Annotated in this window: 16 protein-coding genes and 1 riboswitch; of the genes, 7 read left to right on the forward strand and 9 right to left on the reverse strand. The window is 72.5% G+C overall.

Going from position 1 to position 16,302, the window contains the following annotated elements; translation table 11 throughout:
• Nucleotides 1-14 precede the first annotated feature (14 nt).
• From era to WFI16_RS05435, 4 genes are all read right to left on the reverse strand, one after another.
• Entirely contained in the window at nt 15-977 is a 963-nt protein-coding gene (gene era, locus WFI16_RS05420) for a GTPase Era (protein WP_419896767.1), read from the reverse strand.
• Complete coding sequence (gene rnc, locus WFI16_RS05425; RefSeq protein ID WP_419896768.1) at nt 974-1,684, reverse strand: ribonuclease III; 711 nt, start codon at nt 1,682-1,684, stop codon at nt 974-976. The genes era and rnc overlap by 4 nt, the downstream gene beginning before the upstream one ends.
• Nucleotides 1,685-1,697: 13 nt before the next feature.
• On the reverse strand, nt 1,698-2,447 hold the full coding sequence (gene lepB / locus WFI16_RS05430) for a signal peptidase I (RefSeq protein ID WP_419896769.1): 750 nt from the start codon (nt 2,445-2,447) through the stop codon (nt 1,698-1,700).
• A 130-nt stretch (nt 2,448-2,577) separates the two neighbouring features.
• Nucleotides 2,578-3,606 (reverse strand): LLM class flavin-dependent oxidoreductase, encoded by a 1,029-nt coding sequence (locus tag WFI16_RS05435; protein ID WP_419896770.1) that lies wholly within the window; start codon nt 3,604-3,606, stop codon nt 2,578-2,580.
• Between the two features lie 205 nt (nt 3,607-3,811).
• Here WFI16_RS05435 and osmF point away from each other — a divergent pair, with 205 nt between their 5' ends.
• From osmF to WFI16_RS05455, 4 genes are all read left to right on the forward strand, one after another.
• The gene (gene osmF, locus WFI16_RS05440) at nt 3,812-4,762 is read left to right on the forward strand and encodes a glycine betaine ABC transporter substrate-binding protein OsmF (RefSeq protein WP_419896771.1); all 951 of its coding nucleotides are present in this window, start codon (nt 3,812-3,814) and stop codon (nt 4,760-4,762) included.
• A gap of 68 nt (nt 4,763-4,830) precedes the next feature.
• Entirely contained in the window at nt 4,831-5,943 is a 1,113-nt protein-coding gene (locus WFI16_RS05445) for an ABC transporter permease (RefSeq protein WP_419896772.1), read from the forward strand.
• Nucleotides 5,940-6,857 carry an ABC transporter ATP-binding protein gene (locus WFI16_RS05450; RefSeq protein WP_419896773.1) on the forward strand — a complete coding sequence of 306 codons (918 nt, stop codon included), beginning with the start codon at nt 5,940-5,942 and terminating at the stop codon, nt 6,855-6,857. The genes WFI16_RS05445 and WFI16_RS05450 overlap by 4 nt, the downstream gene beginning before the upstream one ends.
• Complete coding sequence (locus WFI16_RS05455) at nt 6,854-7,564, forward strand: ABC transporter permease (RefSeq protein ID WP_419896774.1); 711 nt, start codon at nt 6,854-6,856, stop codon at nt 7,562-7,564. The genes WFI16_RS05450 and WFI16_RS05455 overlap by 4 nt, the downstream gene beginning before the upstream one ends.
• 78 nt (nt 7,565-7,642) lie before the next feature.
• Here the strand turns inward: WFI16_RS05455 and WFI16_RS05460 are convergent, their stop codons facing one another.
• From WFI16_RS05460 to WFI16_RS05470, 3 genes are all read right to left on the reverse strand, one after another.
• Entirely contained in the window at nt 7,643-8,626 is a 984-nt protein-coding gene (locus WFI16_RS05460; RefSeq protein WP_419896775.1) for an ABC transporter substrate-binding protein, read from the reverse strand.
• A complete protein-coding gene (locus tag WFI16_RS05465; protein ID WP_419896776.1) occupies nt 8,623-9,381 on the reverse strand; it encodes an ABC transporter permease in 759 nt (252 codons plus the stop codon). Before WFI16_RS05465 ends, WFI16_RS05460 begins: the two co-directional genes overlap by 4 nt.
• Nucleotides 9,378-10,109, reverse strand: a complete 732-nt coding sequence (locus WFI16_RS05470; protein ID WP_419896777.1) for an ABC transporter ATP-binding protein — start codon at nt 10,107-10,109, stop codon at nt 9,378-9,380. The genes WFI16_RS05465 and WFI16_RS05470 overlap by 4 nt, the downstream gene beginning before the upstream one ends.
• Nucleotides 10,106-10,217: riboswitch (TPP riboswitch) on the reverse strand. (Overlaps the previous gene by 4 nt.)
• Nucleotides 10,218-10,305: 88 nt before the next feature.
• Here WFI16_RS05470 and WFI16_RS05475 point away from each other — a divergent pair.
• From WFI16_RS05475 to WFI16_RS05485, 3 genes are all read left to right on the forward strand, one after another.
• Nucleotides 10,306-11,451 (forward strand): acetoin utilization protein AcuC, encoded by a 1,146-nt coding sequence (locus WFI16_RS05475; protein ID WP_419896778.1) that lies wholly within the window; start codon nt 10,306-10,308, stop codon nt 11,449-11,451.
• A gap of 8 nt (nt 11,452-11,459) precedes the next feature.
• The gene (locus WFI16_RS05480; RefSeq protein ID WP_419896779.1) at nt 11,460-11,945 is read left to right on the forward strand and encodes a DUF192 domain-containing protein; all 486 of its coding nucleotides are present in this window, start codon (nt 11,460-11,462) and stop codon (nt 11,943-11,945) included.
• Between the two features lie 88 nt (nt 11,946-12,033).
• Nucleotides 12,034-14,289 (forward strand): calcium-binding protein, encoded by a 2,256-nt coding sequence (locus WFI16_RS05485; protein ID WP_419896780.1) that lies wholly within the window; start codon nt 12,034-12,036, stop codon nt 14,287-14,289.
• Between the two features lie 39 nt (nt 14,290-14,328).
• Here the strand turns inward: WFI16_RS05485 and WFI16_RS05490 are convergent, their stop codons facing one another.
• A complete protein-coding gene (locus WFI16_RS05490; protein WP_419896781.1) occupies nt 14,329-15,348 on the reverse strand; it encodes an MBL fold metallo-hydrolase in 1,020 nt (339 codons plus the stop codon).
• On the reverse strand, nt 15,345-16,226 hold the full coding sequence (locus tag WFI16_RS05495; RefSeq protein ID WP_419896782.1) for an ATP-binding protein: 882 nt from the start codon (nt 16,224-16,226) through the stop codon (nt 15,345-15,347). The genes WFI16_RS05490 and WFI16_RS05495 overlap by 4 nt, the downstream gene beginning before the upstream one ends.
• Between the last annotated feature and the right edge of the window lie 76 nt (nt 16,227-16,302).

Genomic DNA, 16,302 nt, shown 5'->3' on the forward strand with positions numbered 1-16,302 from the left:
AAAGGGCGGAGGCGTTAGCCGGCATCGTCCAGGCCGATGGCGCGCAGCCGCGCCCGTTCCTCGTCCCAGCCATGGCGTTCCTTGACGTTCAGGAACAGGTGGACGCGGCGCTCCAGCAGCCGCTCGAGCTCGGAGCGGGCCCGCTTGCCGATCTCGCGCACGCGGGCGCCGCCATCGCCGATCAGGATCGCCTTCTGCGTGGCGCGGCCCACATAGATGGTGCAGTCGATCCGCACCGAGCCGTCGCGCCGCTCCTGCCACTGCTCGGTCTCGACCGTTGCGTGGTGCGGCACTTCCTCATGCGTCTGGCGCAGGATCTGCTCGCGCACGATCTCGGCCGCCAGCATCCGCTCGGGCAGGTCGGAGAGCTCGTCCTCCGGGAACAGCCAGGGGCCGTAGGGCAGCCGGCCGGCCAGCGCCTGCAGCAGCCGGTCGAGCCCGTCGCCGGTCTCGGCGCTGATCATGAAGGTCTCCTCGAAGGAGAGCTGCTCGTTCAGCGAGGCGGTCAGCGGCAGCAGCCGCTTGGTGTCGATCAGGTCGGACTTGTTCAGGACAAGCCAGATGGGAACCCGCGACCGCTTAAGAACAGAAATAATCGACTGCACCGCCTCGGTCATGCCGGCGCGGGCATCGACGATCAGCAGCGCGACATCGGCATCCTGGGCGCCTTCCCAGGCGGCGGCGACCATGGCGCGGTCCAGCCGCCGGCGGGGGGCGAAGATGCCCGGCGTGTCGGTCAGCACGATCTGCGTCTGGCCCTGCATCACCACGGCGCGGATGCGGAAGCGCGTGGTCTGCGGCTTCGGCGAGACGATGCTGACCTTGGTGCCGGCCAGGCGGTTGACCAGGGTCGACTTGCCGGCATTCGGCGCGCCGACCACGGCGACCAGGCCGCAGCGGGTCTGGCCCGGGATCGGCGCCTCGGCGGCGGGAGAGGCCGGGGGAGCAGGCGGGGGGGGAGGTGTTTCGTCGGTCATGATGCTGTGCTGCTGTCCATTGCCGCCAGCCAGGCCTCGGCGGCGGCCTGCTCGGCGGCGCGCTTGGAATCGCCCTGGCCCTGCGCCTCGCGCCCGCCGGCCCGCACCGCCACCACGAAGAGCGGCTGGTGCGAGGGGCCGGAGGCGGAGACCAGGCGGTAGGCGGGGAGGCCCTCGGCGCGGCCGAGCGTGTGTTCCTGCAGCCGGCTCTTGGCTGACATGGGGGGGGTGTGGTCGGCTTCCAGGAAGCCCGGCCATTCGGCACGGATGAAGCGGCGCGCCGGCTCCAGGCCGCCATCGAGATAGAGGGCGCCGATCAGCGCCTCGGTGGCATCGGCGATGACCGTGGCGCGGCCGCGCAGGCCGGTGCGGCCCTCGGCCGGGGGGATGCGCAGCGCGGCGGGCAGGCCGATCGCCTCGCCGACCTTGGCCAGGGTCTCGGCGGCGACCAGGACGGAAAGCCGCTTGCCTAGCGCGCCTTCGCGCTCGTTGGGGAAGCGCTCGGACAGCCATTCGGCCATCACCAGCGCCAGCACGCGGTCGCCGAGGAATTCCAGCCGCTCGTTGGAATCGAGCATCTGCCGGCGCGGATCGGCGGCCGAGCGATGTGTCAGGGCCTGCGACAGCAGGCCCGGGTCGTTGAAGCGATGACCCAGCCGGGACATGAAGCCGGCCCCGGCCGGCAGCGCGGGACCAGCGTTGCTCATGCGAACCGGGTCCTCACCGCACCGCCGAGAACAGGCGGTTCCAGCGGATGGCAAACGGCCAGGCCCAGACTTCCCACCAGGCAGCTGTGCCGTCGACGCTGAAGAAGATCATCTCGGCGCGGCCGACCAGGTTCTCGACCGGGACGAAGCCCACCGCGTTCATCTCGCGGCTGTCGAGGCTGTTGTCGCGGTTGTCGCCCATGGCGAAGACATGGTCGGGGGGCACGACGAATTCGGCGGTGTTGTCGTAGGGCCCGTCGTCGGAGGCCTCGAGGATCTCGTGGCGGACGATCGCGCCGGTGCCGGCCGGCGGCAGCGCCTCGCGGTAGCGGCGGACGGTCATGCGCGGCCCGTCGCCCTCGACCGTGTAGAGGCCGAGGCTCTCGCGCGGCACCTCGGTGCCGTTCAGGAACAGCCGGCCGCCGCGCATCTGGATGCGGTCGCCCGGCAGGCCGATGATCCGCTTGATGTAGTCGGTGCTGTTGTCGCGCGGATACTTGAAGACGGCGACGTCGCCGCGCGCCGGCAGCGCGCCCATCACCCGGCCCTCGAACAGGTTCGGGCTGAACGGCATCGAATGCCGCGAATAGCCATAGGCGTATTTCGAGACGAACAGGTAGTCGCCCACCAGCAGGGTGGGGATCATGCTGCCCGAGGGGATGTTGAAGGGCTCGAAGGCCACGGTGCGGATGCCGATGGCGATGAGCCCGGCATAAACCACGGTCTTGATGCTTTCGAGCCAGCCGCCCGTTTTCTTGGTCATCGGAGGGTTTGCGCGAGGCCCCGCTTCGGTACGCCGCGCCAGCCGCCGCGACCCAGAGGGGGGGTAGAGCGCGGCTCTGCCCCGGATGTCAAGGAAAGCTCCGCCGGCCGAGGTCTGGAGCGCGCTGCCCTCATGCCGCGGCGGCACCGGCCAGGCCGAAGGCCCGGGCCAGCAGGCGGATGGAGTCGCGCCGCGCCGCCGGGTCGTGCACCGGCGTCAGCACGGCCACCTCCTGCGCGCCGAGCTCCTCCGCCAGCGCCTCCAGCCGGGCGCGGACCCGGTCCGGCGTGCCGATGAGGGCGCGCGCCTGCATCCGCTCGATCTTCTGCCGGTCGGCCTCGGAATAGGGGTGGGCGGCGGCCTCCTCGGGGCTGGGCAGCGGCGGGTAGATGCCGCGGTCGCGCGACAGCCGCCACAGCGCGCGCGAGGAGAAGAGGCGCTGCGCCTCGGCCTCGGTCCCGGCGCAGAGGGCGAAGACCGCCAGCGCCGCATGCGGCGCCTGCAGCCGGCCGGGCAGGGGGCGGAAACTCTGGCGATACTGCGCCAGGGCGAGTTCCGCCCCGCCGCCATCGGTGATGAAATGCGCGAAGCAATAGGGCAGGCCCAGATAGCCGGCGAGCTGCGCGCCGTATTCCGAGCTGCCCAGCATCCAGACCTCCGGCCGGGTTGGCACCTCGGGCTGGGCGCGGATGCTGGCGAAGGGGTGGTTCACCGGCAGCCCGTCGCCAAGCCAGCCCAGCACCTCCTGCACCTGGGCGGGGAAGCGGTCGGCGCCGCTCTGCGCGGCGGCCGGGTTCAGCGCATAGGCGGTGCGCCCGTCGCTGCCCGGCGCCCGCCCCAGGCCGAGATCGATCCGGCCGGGCGCGATCGCCTCCAGCACGCGGAACTGCTCGGCCACCTTCAGCGCCGCGTAATGCGGCAGCATGACGCCGGCCGAGCCGATGCGGATGCGCCGCGTGGTGGCGGCGATGGCGGCGATCAGGATCTCGGGCGCGCTGCCGCCATGGCTCTCGCTGTTGTGGTGCTCGGCCAGCCAGTAGCGGGCATAGCCGAGTTCGTCGGCCAGCTGGGCAAGGGCGAGGCTTTCACGGATCGCCGCATCGGCGCCGCGGCCGCTGGCGATGGTGGACTGGTCAAGGATCGACAGGGCGATGGCCATGGCGCCGAGCTTACAGCAGGGCGGCGCGATGCCCAGGGGGATACCCAGGGGGGATGCCCAGGGGGATGCCCAAGCAGGAAGGCGCAACGCCGGGGGCAATCTCCCGTGACCAGGCGCGCGCTGCGGCGTTACCCGTTGCGGGTGGCTGGAATTCGCGGCGCGGGCCGCCCAAACTGCAGCCGAATCGCCGTAGGGAGTGCCGACGATGCGCCATCAGCCGATGCAAGGGGCCGGGCTGACCCGCCGCGCCAGCCTTCTGGCCATCCCCGCCCTGGCGCTGGCCGGCGCGGCCCCGTCCCAGGCGCAAGCCCAGGGCCAGGCCGTCACCGTCGGCTCCAAGCTCGACACCGAGGGCGCGCTGCTCGGCGAGATGATCGCCCAGCGGCTGGAGGCCGAGGGCGTCACCATGAACCGCCGCCTGCAGCTCGGCCCGACGCGGATCGTCCGCCAGGCGCTGCTGGCCGGCGAGCTCGACCTCTATCCCGAATACACCGGCAATGGCGCCTTCTTCTTCCAGATGGAAAGCGACCCGGCCTGGCACGACCCGTCCGCCGCGGCCGAGAAGGTCCGCGCGCTCGATCTGGAGCGCAACAAGCTGGTCTGGCTGCGCCCGGCGGCGGCCAACAACACCTGGGCCATCGCGCTGCGCCAGGATGTGGCGAAGCAGGCCGGGCTGACCTCGCTGGACGGGCTGGCCGGCCATATCGCCAAGGGCGGCGCCTTCAAGCTGGCGGCCTCGGCCGAATTCGTCGAGGGCCCGGCGGCGCTGCCCGCCTTCCAGAAGACCTATGGCTTCACCCTGCCGCCCGAGCGGCTGCTGGTGCTGGCCGGCGGCGACACCGCGGTGACCATGCGCGCCGCCGCCGAGAAGCTGAACGGCGTCAATGCCGCCATGGTCTATGGCACCGACGGCGCCATCCAGGCGCTCGACCTGGTGGTGCTGGCCGATCCGAAGGGTGCCCAGGTGGTCTATCAGCCGGCCCCCGTGGTGCGGCAGGTGGTGGCCGAGCGGCTGCCGAAGCTGGGCGAATGGCTCGACCCGCTCTTCGCCTCGCTGTCGCTGGAGGTGCTGCAGAAGCTCAATGCCCGCATCGTCGTCGATGGCGAGGCGCTGCGCGCGGTGGCGGCCGCCCATCTGAAGGGCCTGTCCCGCTGAGCCTGGCGCTGGCCCGGGCTGACGCGGCGCCCGCCGCCCAGCCGGGCCGCGGCGCGCCGGCGGCGGCGGTGCTGGCGGCGCTGGCGGCGGCGGCGCCCTTCGTGCTCGGCCTGCTGTCCCTGGCGCCGAACCGGCTGCTGAGCCCGCGCCCCGCCGGCCTGCCGCTGACCACGCCGGTTCTTTTGTCTGTTGCGGTCTTCCTGCTGGCCGGGCTGGGCCTGGCGCTGGCCGCCTGCCGCGCCCGCAGCCTGCGCCTCGCCGAACTGTTTTCGGCTGCCATGCTGCTGGCGCTGCTGGCGACCGCCGGCCTGGCGGCGGCAGCCCTGCTGCGCGACGCTTCCGCCGCGGCCCGCGCCATGCCCGCCGCCGGCTTCTGGATCTCTTTTCTGGCGGTCTGCCTGGCAGGGGGCGCGGCGGCGGCTGGGCGCGGCGCCGCGCCCGGCCTGTTCTGGGCCGTCAGTCTGCTCGGCGGCAGCGCGCTGCTGCTGGGCGGCGGGCTGGACTCGCTCTCCCTGCTGAGGGAGGCGGCGGCGCGCGGCCCCGAGATTCGCGCGGCGCTGGCCCAGCACCTGGCGCTCTCCGGCGGCGCCTTTCTTCTCGCTCTGCTGGTGGCGGCCCCCGCCGCGCTGCTGGCGCTGCGCCATCCTCGCGCCGAGACAGCGCTGATGGGCGCGGCCAATGCGGTGCAGGTGGTGCCCTCCATCGCGCTGTTCGGCCTGCTGATGGCGCCGCTCGGCGCGCTGGTGGCGTTCTTCCCGGGGCTGCGCGAATGGGGCATCGGCGGCATCGGCCCGGCCCCGGCGCTGCTCGGGATTTCCGCCTATCTGCTGCTGCCATTGGCTTCCAGCTTCCTGGCCGGACTTCGGCTGGCCTCGCCAGCCTTGCTGGAAGCGGCCGCAGGGCAGGGGATGACACCAGGACAAGTCCTGGCCGCGGTGCGTCTGCCGATGGGCGCCGGCGTCATGCTGGGCGGGCTGCGGCTGGCGGCGGTGCAGGCGGTGGGGCTGGCGACGCTGGCCGCGCTGATCGGCGGCGGCGGGCTGGGCGCGCTGATCTTCCAGGGCATCGGCCAGCTGGCCGCCGACCTGATCCTGCTCGGCGTGCTGCCGGTGGTCGCGCTGTCGCTGGCGGCCGATGCGCTGCTGGCCGGCGCCCAGACCGCGCTGGAGAGGCGGGCATGATCCGCTTCGAGGCCGTCTCCCGCCGCTTCGGCCAGGGCCGCCCGGCCGTGGACCGCGTCACCCTGGAAGTGCCGGCGGGGCAGATCGGCGTGCTGCTGGGCGAGAGCGGCTCCGGCAAGTCGACCCTGCTGCGCATGGCCAACCGCCTGGTCGAACCTGATGCCGGCCGCGTCCTGGTCGCCGGGCGCGACATCGCCGGGCAGCCGGTGGAGGAACTCCGCCGCGGCATCGGCTATGTCATCCAGTCGGTCGGGCTGTTCCCGCACTGGACAGTGGCGCGCAACATCGCGACCGTGCCGCGGCTGCTCGGCTGGGAGGCTGCGCGGATCGCCGCCCGGGTCGATGCGCTGCTGCGGCTGGTCAACCTGCCGCCGGAGGAATTCCGCGACCGGCTGCCGGCCGAGCTCTCGGGCGGCCAGGCGCAGCGCATCGGCCTGGCCCGGGCGCTGGCCGCCGATCCGCCGCTGCTGCTGATGGACGAGCCCTTCTCCGCCCTCGACCCCGGCACCCGCCGCGACCTGCAGGCCGAGCTGCGCCGCATCCATGCCGAGACCGGCAAGACCATCCTCTTCGTGACCCATGACGTCGAGGAGGCGCTGGTCCTGGCCGACCGCCTGGCCGTGCTCGACGGAGGGCGCCTGCTGGCCGAGGGCGCGCCGCGCGACCTGCTGGCCGAGGGCGCCGGCCCGGAGATCCGCCGCCTGTTCGGCGAGAGCGGTCTTGCGCTGCACCGCCTGGCCACCCGCCCGGCCGCCGCGCTGGCGACGCCCGGCGACACCGCCGCCCTGCCGGTCCTGCCCGAGGGCGCCACGCAGAAGGAAGCCCTGCTGCTGATGCTGGAGCAGGGCCAGCCGGCGGTCGCCATCGCCCCCGATGCGCTGCTGCGCTGGGACGATCTGGTGCGCGCCCGATGAGACGCGGCCTCGTGCCGCTGTTCCTCAATGGCCTGGCCTTCATCGCTGCGCTGGCCGTGGCGCCCTATAGCGGCCCGCTCTGGCGCTGGCTGTTCCCGGAGCTGCAGCGGCCGCTCTGGGAAAGCCGCTCCTGGTTCGCGCTGCTGGCCGAGCATCTGGCGCTCTCCCTCGGCGCCGCGCTGCTGGCCGGGCTGATCGGCATCGGCGCCGGGGTGCTGGCCACCCGTGGTGCCGGGCAGCGGCTGCGGCCGCTGTTCGACGCGCTCTTCGCCCTGGCCCAGGCGGTGCCGCCGATCGCCGTCATCGCGCTGGCCCTGCCGCTGCTCGGCTTCGGCGCGGCGCCGACCCTGCTGGCCCTCGTCCTCTATGCCGTGCTGCCGGTGCTGCGCGCCGCCATCGCCGGGCTGGAATCGGTGCCGCCCGCCGTGCTGGATGCCGCCCGCGGCACCGGCATGGGGCGACTCCGCATCCTGGCCGAGGTGGAATTGCCGCTGGCCCTGCCGGTGATCGGCGCCGGGCTGCGGGTGGCGCTCGTCCTCGCCATCGCCACCACGGCGGTCGGCGCGGTGGCCGGGGCGCAATGCCTGGGCACGCCGATCGTCACCGGGCTCGCCAATGGCAATGCCGCCTGGGTGCTGCAGGGGGCGATCTTCACCGCCTGGCTGGCGCTGATCGCCGATCGCGGATTGCGCTGGGCCCTGGCCTGATGAGCCCCGCCGCGGGGCGGCCGGGATCATCCCGCGCCGCCGGGCCGGGGGACAGCCGCCCCCGGCCCGATGACGGCCTCAGGCCACCGGCAGCTCCACCGCGTATTTCGACACCTCCGGCACGCTGCGGATCATCTTCTTCTCCGCCAGGAACCTCGCAAACCGCTGGTAGCGGTTGGCATCCAGCGCCGCCGGGCTGAGCGAGAAGCGGTTCAGCGTGTCGCGGAAGGCGCGGCGGTTGAGCTCGTTGTCCAGCTCGCGGCGGGGCCCCGCGATGAACATCTTCCAGCTTTCCTCGGCATTGTTCACCAGGAAGGTGGTGGCGCCTTCCAGCGCGTCCATGAAGCGGCGCAGCGCCGGGTCGCGCACGCGGTCGGTGTGCGCGACATAGATCAGCTCGTCATAGATCGGCATGCCGTGCTGCTCGGGATAGAAGGCGCGGCCGGGGCGCTTCTCGATCTCCATCTGGTGCAGCTCGAAATTGCGGAAGCCGCCCAGGATGGCATCGACCTGGCCCGACATCAGCGCGCTGGACAGGCCGAAATTGACGTTGACCAGCGTCACGTCCTTCGACGACAGGCCGACGGTGCCGAGGATGGTGTCGACCGCGACCTCCTCGAAGCCCGCCGTGCTGAAGCCGATCTTCTTGCCGCGCAGATCGGTCAGCGCCTTGATTGGGCCGTCGCGCAGCACCGACAGGGTCGAGAGCGGCGTGGCCACCAGCGTGCCGACGCGGGCCAGCGGCAGGCCCTGGTCGACCGCCAGATGCAGGTTCTTCTGGTAGTAGACGCCGAGATCCGCCTGCTTCGCCGCCACCATCCGCGGCGGGTCGTTCGGGTCGGCCGGCGCGATGGTGCGCACCTCCAGACCGGCGCGGGTGAAGAAGCCGGCCTCCTGCGCCACCACGATCGGCGCGTGGTCCGGATTGACGAACCAGTCGAGCAGCAGGGTCAGCTTGGTCGTGCCCTGCGGTGCCGGCGCGGGCGTCTGGGCCATCGCGGCCGAGGCGGGCAGGGCAAGGGCGGCCAGCGCCGGCAGCGCCCGGCGGGGAAGCATGGTCATGGCGTTTCTCCGTCGTTCTCGGACAGTTGGTCGGGCTGCCAGGGCAGCAGCGCCCGCAGCAGCCGGTCGGTGGCGAACCACAGCGTCATGGCCATGGCGGCCAGGATGACGAGGGCGGCGAACATCATGTCGGTCTGGCTGCGGCCATTGGCCTGCAGCATCACGTAGCCGAGCCCGGCCGAGGCGCCGACCCATTCGCCGACCACCGCGCCGATCGGCGCGACCGCGGCGGCGACGCGCAGGCCCGAGGCCAGGCCGGGCAGGGCGGCCGGCACCCGGATCCGCCACAGCACCGCGGCGCGCGAGGCGCCCATGGTGGCGGCCAGGTCCAGCCACCCAGGCTCCGTCCGCCGGAGGCCATCGTAGAAGGCGGTGGCCACCGGAAAGAAGATGATGATGGTGGCCATGGCGATCTTGCTGGCCAGGCCGAAGCCCAGCCACAGCGTCAGCAGCGGCGCGATGGCGAAGACCGGAATCGCCTGGCTGGCGATCAGCAGCGGCAGCAGCCAGCGCCGCCCGCCGCGCCAGGCCGAGAGCAGCAGCGCCACCGCGCAGCCCAGCAGCGTCCCCAGCAGCAGCCCCAGCAGGATTTCCGTCAGCGTCGTCAGCGCATGGCCGTAGAGGATGTCGAAGCGGGTCCACAGGACTTCCGCCACCCGCAGCGGCGCCGGCAGCAGGAAGGGCGGCACCTCCGACCAGCGGACGAAGCCTTCCCAGAGCAGCAGCAGCCCGGCGAAGGCGAGCAGCGCCCTCATGCCGCCTCCGCCAGCCGTTCGAGCAGCGCGGCCTGGGCGGCCAGCACCTCGGGGTCATGCGCGGCGCGCAGCGGCGGGTGATGCGGCATCGGCAGCGCCTCCGGGATGGCGCCCTCGGGGCCGGGGCGCAGCACCAGGATGCGATGCGCCAGGCGCAGCGCCTCCAGCGGGTCATGGGTGACCAGCAGCACGCTGCGCCCGGCGAGCAGCCCGCTGGCCAGGTCCTGCAGCCGGTGCCGGGTCGGCGCGTCGACGGCCGAGAAGGGCTCGTCCATCAGCACGAAGGGGCGGTCTTCCATCAGCGTCCGGGCGAGCGCCGCGCGCTGTCGCATGCCGCCCGACAGCGCATCGGGCCGGGCCGCCTCGCGCCCCGCCAGGCCGACGGCGGCGATCAGGGCGCGGGCCCGGTCGCGGTCCGGCCGGGCATGGCGCAGCCGCGCGCCCAGGCAGACATTGTCTTCCAGCGTCAGCCAGGGGAGCAGCAGGTCCTGCTGGCCCATCCAGGCGATGCGCCCGGCCAGCGTGCCGCCATCGCCCAGGGTCAGCACCATGCCGGGGGGGGCGGGCAGCAGCCCGGCCAGCAGCCGCAGCAGGGTGGATTTGCCGACGCCCGACGGCCCGAGCAGCGCAGTCACCTCGCCCGGCGCCACGTCCAGGGAGAAAGACCCCAGCACCGGCCGGCCGCCGAGGCGGAGTCCGGGCAGGGCAAGGCCGAGCGCAGGCGGCATTGGCAGACCTCCGATCCCTTCGCCGGCATGACCCGGATCAGGTTCAAGGGGTCGCAGGGCCCATCCCTGCCTCTCAGCCTGTCAAGACAGGCTCCCCCCGGATGCGGTGTTTCTAGGCATGGCCGTCGGTTTCACGCAAGTTTCGTGATGCCGTGATGGCTTGCCAGCGCTGCGCGACTGCGCTTCGAGGACGGCGATGACGCAGCATGCCCGTCCCGGCCCCTGGCTGATCGGCTCCGAGATCTACCGGAACTCCAGCTATGGGCCCGGCCATCCGCTGGCCATCCCGCGCGTCTCCACCACGCTGGACCTGATCGCGGCGCTGGGCTGGCTCGACCCGGCGCGCTACCGCGACAGCCCGATGGCGACGCCGGCGCAGCTCGCCCGCTTCCACCACCCGGATTACATCGCGGCGCTGCAGGCGGCCGAGGCGGCGCAGGCGGTGCCCGACGCGGTGCGCGACCGCTTCGACCTGAATGCCCGTGGCAACCCGGTCTTTCCCGAAATCTTCCGCCGCCCCGCCACCGGCGCCGGGGGCGTGCTGCTGGCGGCACAGCTGACCGCGCAGGGCGGCAGCGCGCATGTCCCGGGCGGCGGGCTGCACCATGCGAAGGCCGACCGGGCCAGCGGCTTCTGCTTCCTCAATGACGCCGTGCTCGGCCTCTATGCCTGGCTGGACCAGGGGCTGGAGAACCTTCTCTACATCGACATCGACGCGCATCACGGCGATGGCGTGCAGGAGGCCTTCGCCGAGGACCCGCGGGTCTTCACCCTGTCGATCCACGAGGCCGGGCGCTGGCCCTTCACCGGCGCGCTGGACGACCGCGCCGGCGGCCATGCCCGCAACATCCCCGTGCCCGCCGGGCTGAACGACGTCGAATTCTCCTATCTGTGGCAGCAGGCGGTGCTGCCGCTGGTCCGCCACCTGCGTCCCCAGGCCATCATGCTGCAATGCGGCGCCGATGCGCTGGAGGAAGACCCGCTGGCCCGCCTGTCGCTGTCCAACAACGCGCATGTCGGCGCGGTGGCCACGCTGCGCGACCAGGCGCCGCGGCTGATCCTGCTGGGCGGCGGCGGCTACAATCCCTGGACCGTCGCCCGCTGCTGGGCCGGCGCCTGGGGCGCGCTGAACGGGTTCTCGCCGCCCGCCCGCCTGCCGGATTCTGCGGAGAAGATCCTGCGCGGCCTGACCTTCCACCGCGCCGCCGGCCGCAACCCGCCGGAGACCTGGTTCACCACCCTGCGCGACGCCCCGCGCCCCGGCCCGCTGCGGACCGAGATCCGCCATCTGGCCGCCGCCACGCTGCAGGACCTGCCAACCCCCACCCGAGTTATGCCATGATGCCCGCCATGCGCCGCCGCACCCTGCTCGCCCTGATGGGGCTTGCCGCCATGACCGCCTTCCAGGCTTCCTCCGCCGCCGCCCAGGACGGGCCGCAGCCCCGCCTGCCGACCGAGCCCCTGACCATCGTCACCCGCGACGGCACCCGCCATGCCTTCACGGTGGAGATGGCCTTGAGCCCCGAGCAGCAGACCGTCGGGCTGATGTTCCGCCCCGAGGTGAAGCCGGATGAGGGCATGCTCTTCGACTGGGGCCAGCCGCGCGAGAGCGCCATGTGGATGCGCAACACCATCACCGCGCTGGACATGGTCTTCATCACCCAGGACGGCCGCATCCACCGCATCGCCGAGCGCACCGTGCCGCTCAGCCTGGCCACCGTCGATAGCCGCGGCCCGGTCCGCGCCACGCTGGAACTCGCCGCCGGCACCGCCGCCCGGCTGAACCTGCGCGTCGGCGACAAGGTCGAGCAGCGCATTTTCGGCACGGGGCGTTAAGCTTTATCAACTTATCGGTTTATCGTGTCGTTGTTATCTTGTAATGACTCTGCCGGGGCGCCGCCGCGCCCCGGAGGAGCCCTGACCCATGGTGACGCTGACCGGCTCGATCCTGGCCGACCGCCTGACCGGGACGGCGCGCGCCGACACGATCTCGGGCGAGGCGGGGGATGACATCCTCTCCGGCGGCTCCGGCGACGACCTGCTGGAGGGCGGCGCCGGCAACGACCAGCTCAATGGCGGCGGCGGCGCCGACCGCATGACCGGCGGCACCGGCGACGATCTCTACCTGGTCGACCAGATCGGCGACGTGGTGGTGGAGCTGGCGGGCGGCGGCATCGACACCGTCCGCGTCACCGGGATGGCTACCTACACGCTGGGCGACAATCTTGAGCGCCTGGTGGTGGCCTTCAACGGCGCCTTTGCCGGCACCGGCAATGCGCTGGCCAACCGCCTGACCGGCGGCGCCTTCGCTGACCGCCTGCTGGGGATGGCCGGCGACGACACCCTGCTCGGTGGCGGCGGCGACGACATCCTCGAAGGCGGCGCGGGCAACGACATCCTCAGCGGCAATGCCGGCGACGACCGCATGCTCGGCGGCCCCGGCGATGATTTTTTCAACGTCGAGCAGGCCGGCGACGTCGTCGTGGAGCTCGCCAACGAGGGCATCGACACCGTTCGGGTTCTGGGCCTCGCGGCCTATACCCTCGGCGACAACGTCGAGAAGCTGATCTGGGCGGGCAGCACGGCCTTCGCCGGCACCGGCAACGCGCTGGGCAATGCCCTGACCGGCAACACCGGCGCCGACCGTCTCTCCGGCCTCGGCGGCGACGACCTGCTGCGCGGCGGCGCCGGGGATGACGTGCTGCTCGGCGGCGACGGGCTCGACACCCTGCGCGGCGAGGCCGGCAGCGACCGGCTGGAAGGCGGCGAGGGCGACGACCGCCTCGATGGCGCCGCCGGCAACGACACCCTGCTGGGCGAGGCGGGTGTCGATGTCCTGCTCGGCGACGACGGCAACGACACCCTCGATGGCGGGATCGGCAACGACCGCCTGCTGGGCGGCGCCGGCAATGATCTCCTCTCTGGCGGCGAGGGCCATGACACGCTCGATGGCGGCCCTGGCGCCGACCGGATGGAGGGGGGCGCCGGCAATGATCTCTACTATGTCGACCACCAATCCGACCTGGTGGTGGAGGCCGAGGCGGCCGGCATCGACACCGTCCTCTCCCTGGGCCTGTCGGCGCTGACCCTCGCCGACAATGTGGAAAACCTGACCAACCGCGTGGCCGTCGCCTTCACCGGCACCGGCAATGCGCTGGCCAACCGCCTGACCGGCAACAGCCTGGCCGACCGGCTCGATGGGCTCGCCGGCAACGACACCCTCTCCGGCCTGGATGGCAACGACCGGCTGGAAGGCGGCGAGGGCGACGACTACCTGGTGGGTGGCGCCGGCAATGACAGCCTGCTCGGCGGGGTGGGGACCGACAGGCTCTATGGCGGCACCGGCAACGACCTGCTCGAGGGCGGCGACGGCAACGACTACCTCTACGGCGATATGGGCCGCGACACCCTGCGCGGCGGCGCCGGCAACGACCGCCTCGACGGCGCGGCCGGCGCCGACCTGATGGAAGGCGGCGAGGGCAACGACACCTACCTGATCGACGATGTCGCCGACCGTGTCGTCGAGCTGGCCAATGAAGGCACCGACATCCTCTCGGTCCGGCTGGCCGCCGCCTACACCATGCCCGCCAACACCGAGACCATGATCTTCACCGGCGCCTCTGGCTTCGCCGGCACCGGCAACGACGCCGACAACAGCCTCACCGGGGGCGCGGGCGACGACACCCTGGCCGGCCGCGGCGGCGACGACCTGCTGCGCGGGGGCGCTGGCCAGGACCGGCTGGTCGGCGGCGACGGCCAGGACCGCCTGCTCGGCGAGGCCGGCGACGACTGGCTGCAGGGTGGCGAGGCGGCCGATATCCTTTCCGGCGGCGACGGCAATGACCGGCTCGAAGGCGGGGCCGGGGACGACATCCTGCAGGGTGGCCGCGGCGATGACCTGGCCTTTGGCGGCGCGGGGGAGGACACCTTCACCTTCCTGCGCCAGGGCGGCGGGCCGAACCTGCACACCTATCACCTGACCATCGCCGACTTCGTCGCCGGCCAGGACCGCATCCTGCTGCCCCTGCCGGCCAGCCGGCAGGCAGAGCTGCAGATCACCGAGAACAGCGCCGGCACCACCATCACCTGGCCCGATGCGGATGGCGGGGCCTGGATCATCACGGTGCTCGACCACACCGCCGCGGAGCTGAAATTCGGGGTGGATCTTATCTGGAAGTAAGTAAGCACCGGGGGCATTGAATGCCCCCGGACCCCCACATCAGAAAGCCAGCAGGACCGTCTCGCCCAAAGCGGGGGCGCGGAATGCTTCGTCCGCCAGGCCGGCCGCGGAGCGGGCGCGCGCCAGCTCGACGACCGGGGCGTCGATGCCCTCCTGCGTCAGCTTGAAGGTGCCGAAATGCATCGCCAGCGCGCGCTCCACCCGGGCGGCGAGAAAGGCCTGCACCGCCTCGGCCGGATTGACATGCACCTTGCTCATGAACCAGCGCGGCTCATAGGCGCCGATCGGCAGCAGGCCGAGGGCGAACGGCCCCAGCCGCGCGCCGATCTCGGCAAAATGCGGCCCCCAGGCGGTGTCGCCGGCGAAATAGATCCGCGCCCCGCTGCGCCCCTCCAGCACGAAGCCGCCCCACAGCGCCTGCCCCCGGTCGCCCATGCCGCGCGCCGAGGCATGCTGCGCCGGCACGTAATGCACCGGCAGGCTGCCCAGCGATCCCCCTGGCAGCAGCGCCGGCTGCCACCAGTCCAGCTCCAGCACATCCTCCATCCCGTGCTTCGCCAGCAGCCCGGCATTGCCCAGCCCGGTGATGATGCGCGGGCTGAAGCGCGCCTGCAGCCGCTTCAGCGTCGGGATGTCGCAATGATCGTAGTGGTTGTGGCTGATCAGCACCGCGTCGATCTTCGGCAGCAGGTCGAAGCCCAGCCCCGGCGCCCGCACCCGCTTCGGGCCGGCGAAGCCGAAGGGGCTGCAGCGATCGCTCCAGATCGGGTCGATCAGCAGGTTCGGCCCGCCCGCCACCTGGATCAGGAAGCTGGCATGGCCGAGGAAGGTGATCGAGGCATGGCCGGGCGGCGGCGCCATGGGCACCGGCTGCGGTGGGTCCTCGATCCAGTCGGGCCAGGGCGCGCCGCCGCCCTCCCGCATCATCTTCCAGACCGCGGCCAGCTCGTGGCCGGCCGGCGATCCATCGGGGTTGAGAAACACGCGCCCCTGGCGCTGCGCCCCCTTGGGGGGCGTCAGCGCCGGCTGGCGCGGTTGCGGCGCAGCATCATCCTTCATCCGGGCATGGCTACGCCGAGCCGGCCGGCCAGGTCCAGGATGAACTGCCAGGCCACCCGGCCCGAGCGGCCGCCGCGCGTCACCGACCACTCGACGGCGCCGCGATGCAGCTCCTCGGCCGAGACCGGCAGCTTGAGGCTGGCCGCATAGGCCTCGACCATGGCGAAATAGGTTGCCTGGTCGGCATTGTGGAAGCCGATCCACAGCCCGAAGCGGTCGCTGAGGGAGACCTTCTCCTCCACCGCCTCGCCGGGATTGATCGCGGTGCTGCGCTCGTTCTCGATCATGTCGCGCGCCATCAGGTGGCGCCGGTTGCTGGTGGCATAGAACAGCACATTGGCCGGCCGCCCCTCGATGCCGCCGTCGAGCACCGATTTCAGCGCCTTGTAGTCCTGGTCCTCGCGCTCGAAGGACAGGTCGTCGCAGAACACCAGGCTGCGCCGCGGGCTGTCGCGCAGGATGTTCAGCAGCTCCGGCAGAGTCTTGATGTCTTCGCGCTGGATTTCGATGAGAGCCAGGCTGCCCGGGACTTCGGCATTGGCGGCGGCGTGGGTCGCCTTCACCAGCGACGACTTGCCCATGCCGCGCGCGCCCCAGAGCATCGCGTTATTGGCCGGCAGGCCGCGGGCGAAGCGAAGGGTATTCTCCAGCAGCAGCGCCTTGGCCCGCTCCACCCCCTGCAGCAGGCCGATCTCGACGGCCGCCACCCGCGGCACCGGCGCCAGCCGGGCGGGGAGGCCGCCGGGCGCCGCCGGATGCCAGACGAAGGCATCGGCGCCCGTCAGATCGGGCCGGGCCGGCGGCGGCGGGGCCAGGCGCTCCAGCGCCGCGGCGATGCGGAGAAGGCTGGGCAGCAGCGGGTGGTCGGCGTGTGACAAACTGTTCGCTCCCTTGGGGCCTGGCCGCGAAGTGTTGACGGCAGGGGCGGGGAGGCTAGTTTCGCCCGCCAACCCC

The sequence above is a fragment of the Roseomonas sp. USHLN139 genome (assembly GCF_037145735.1).
GTDB lineage: Bacteria > Pseudomonadota > Alphaproteobacteria > Acetobacterales > Acetobacteraceae > Pseudoroseomonas.

Coding starts and splice junctions, on each gene's coding strand:
- era (WP_419896767.1), bottom strand. CDS start 977: ATGACCGACGAAACACCTCCCCCCCCGCCTGCTCCCCCGGCCTCTCCC.
- rnc (WP_419896768.1), bottom strand. CDS start 1,684: ATGAGCAACGCTGGTCCCGCGCTGCCGGCCGGGGCCGGCTTCATGTCC.
- lepB (WP_419896769.1), bottom strand. CDS start 2,447: ATGACCAAGAAAACGGGCGGCTGGCTCGAAAGCATCAAGACCGTGGTT.
- WFI16_RS05435 (WP_419896770.1), bottom strand. CDS start 3,606: ATGGCCATCGCCCTGTCGATCCTTGACCAGTCCACCATCGCCAGCGGC.
- osmF (WP_419896771.1), top strand. CDS start 3,812: ATGCGCCATCAGCCGATGCAAGGGGCCGGGCTGACCCGCCGCGCCAGC.
- WFI16_RS05450 (WP_419896773.1), top strand. CDS start 5,940: ATGATCCGCTTCGAGGCCGTCTCCCGCCGCTTCGGCCAGGGCCGCCCG.
- WFI16_RS05455 (WP_419896774.1), top strand. CDS start 6,854: ATGAGACGCGGCCTCGTGCCGCTGTTCCTCAATGGCCTGGCCTTCATC.
- WFI16_RS05460 (WP_419896775.1), bottom strand. CDS start 8,626: ATGACCATGCTTCCCCGCCGGGCGCTGCCGGCGCTGGCCGCCCTTGCC.
- WFI16_RS05465 (WP_419896776.1), bottom strand. CDS start 9,381: ATGAGGGCGCTGCTCGCCTTCGCCGGGCTGCTGCTGCTCTGGGAAGGC.
- WFI16_RS05470 (WP_419896777.1), bottom strand. CDS start 10,109: ATGCCGCCTGCGCTCGGCCTTGCCCTGCCCGGACTCCGCCTCGGCGGC.
- WFI16_RS05475 (WP_419896778.1), top strand. CDS start 10,306: ATGACGCAGCATGCCCGTCCCGGCCCCTGGCTGATCGGCTCCGAGATC.
- WFI16_RS05480 (WP_419896779.1), top strand. CDS start 11,460: ATGCGCCGCCGCACCCTGCTCGCCCTGATGGGGCTTGCCGCCATGACC.
- WFI16_RS05485 (WP_419896780.1), top strand. CDS start 12,034: ATGGTGACGCTGACCGGCTCGATCCTGGCCGACCGCCTGACCGGGACG.
- WFI16_RS05490 (WP_419896781.1), bottom strand. CDS start 15,348: ATGAAGGATGATGCTGCGCCGCAACCGCGCCAGCCGGCGCTGACGCCC.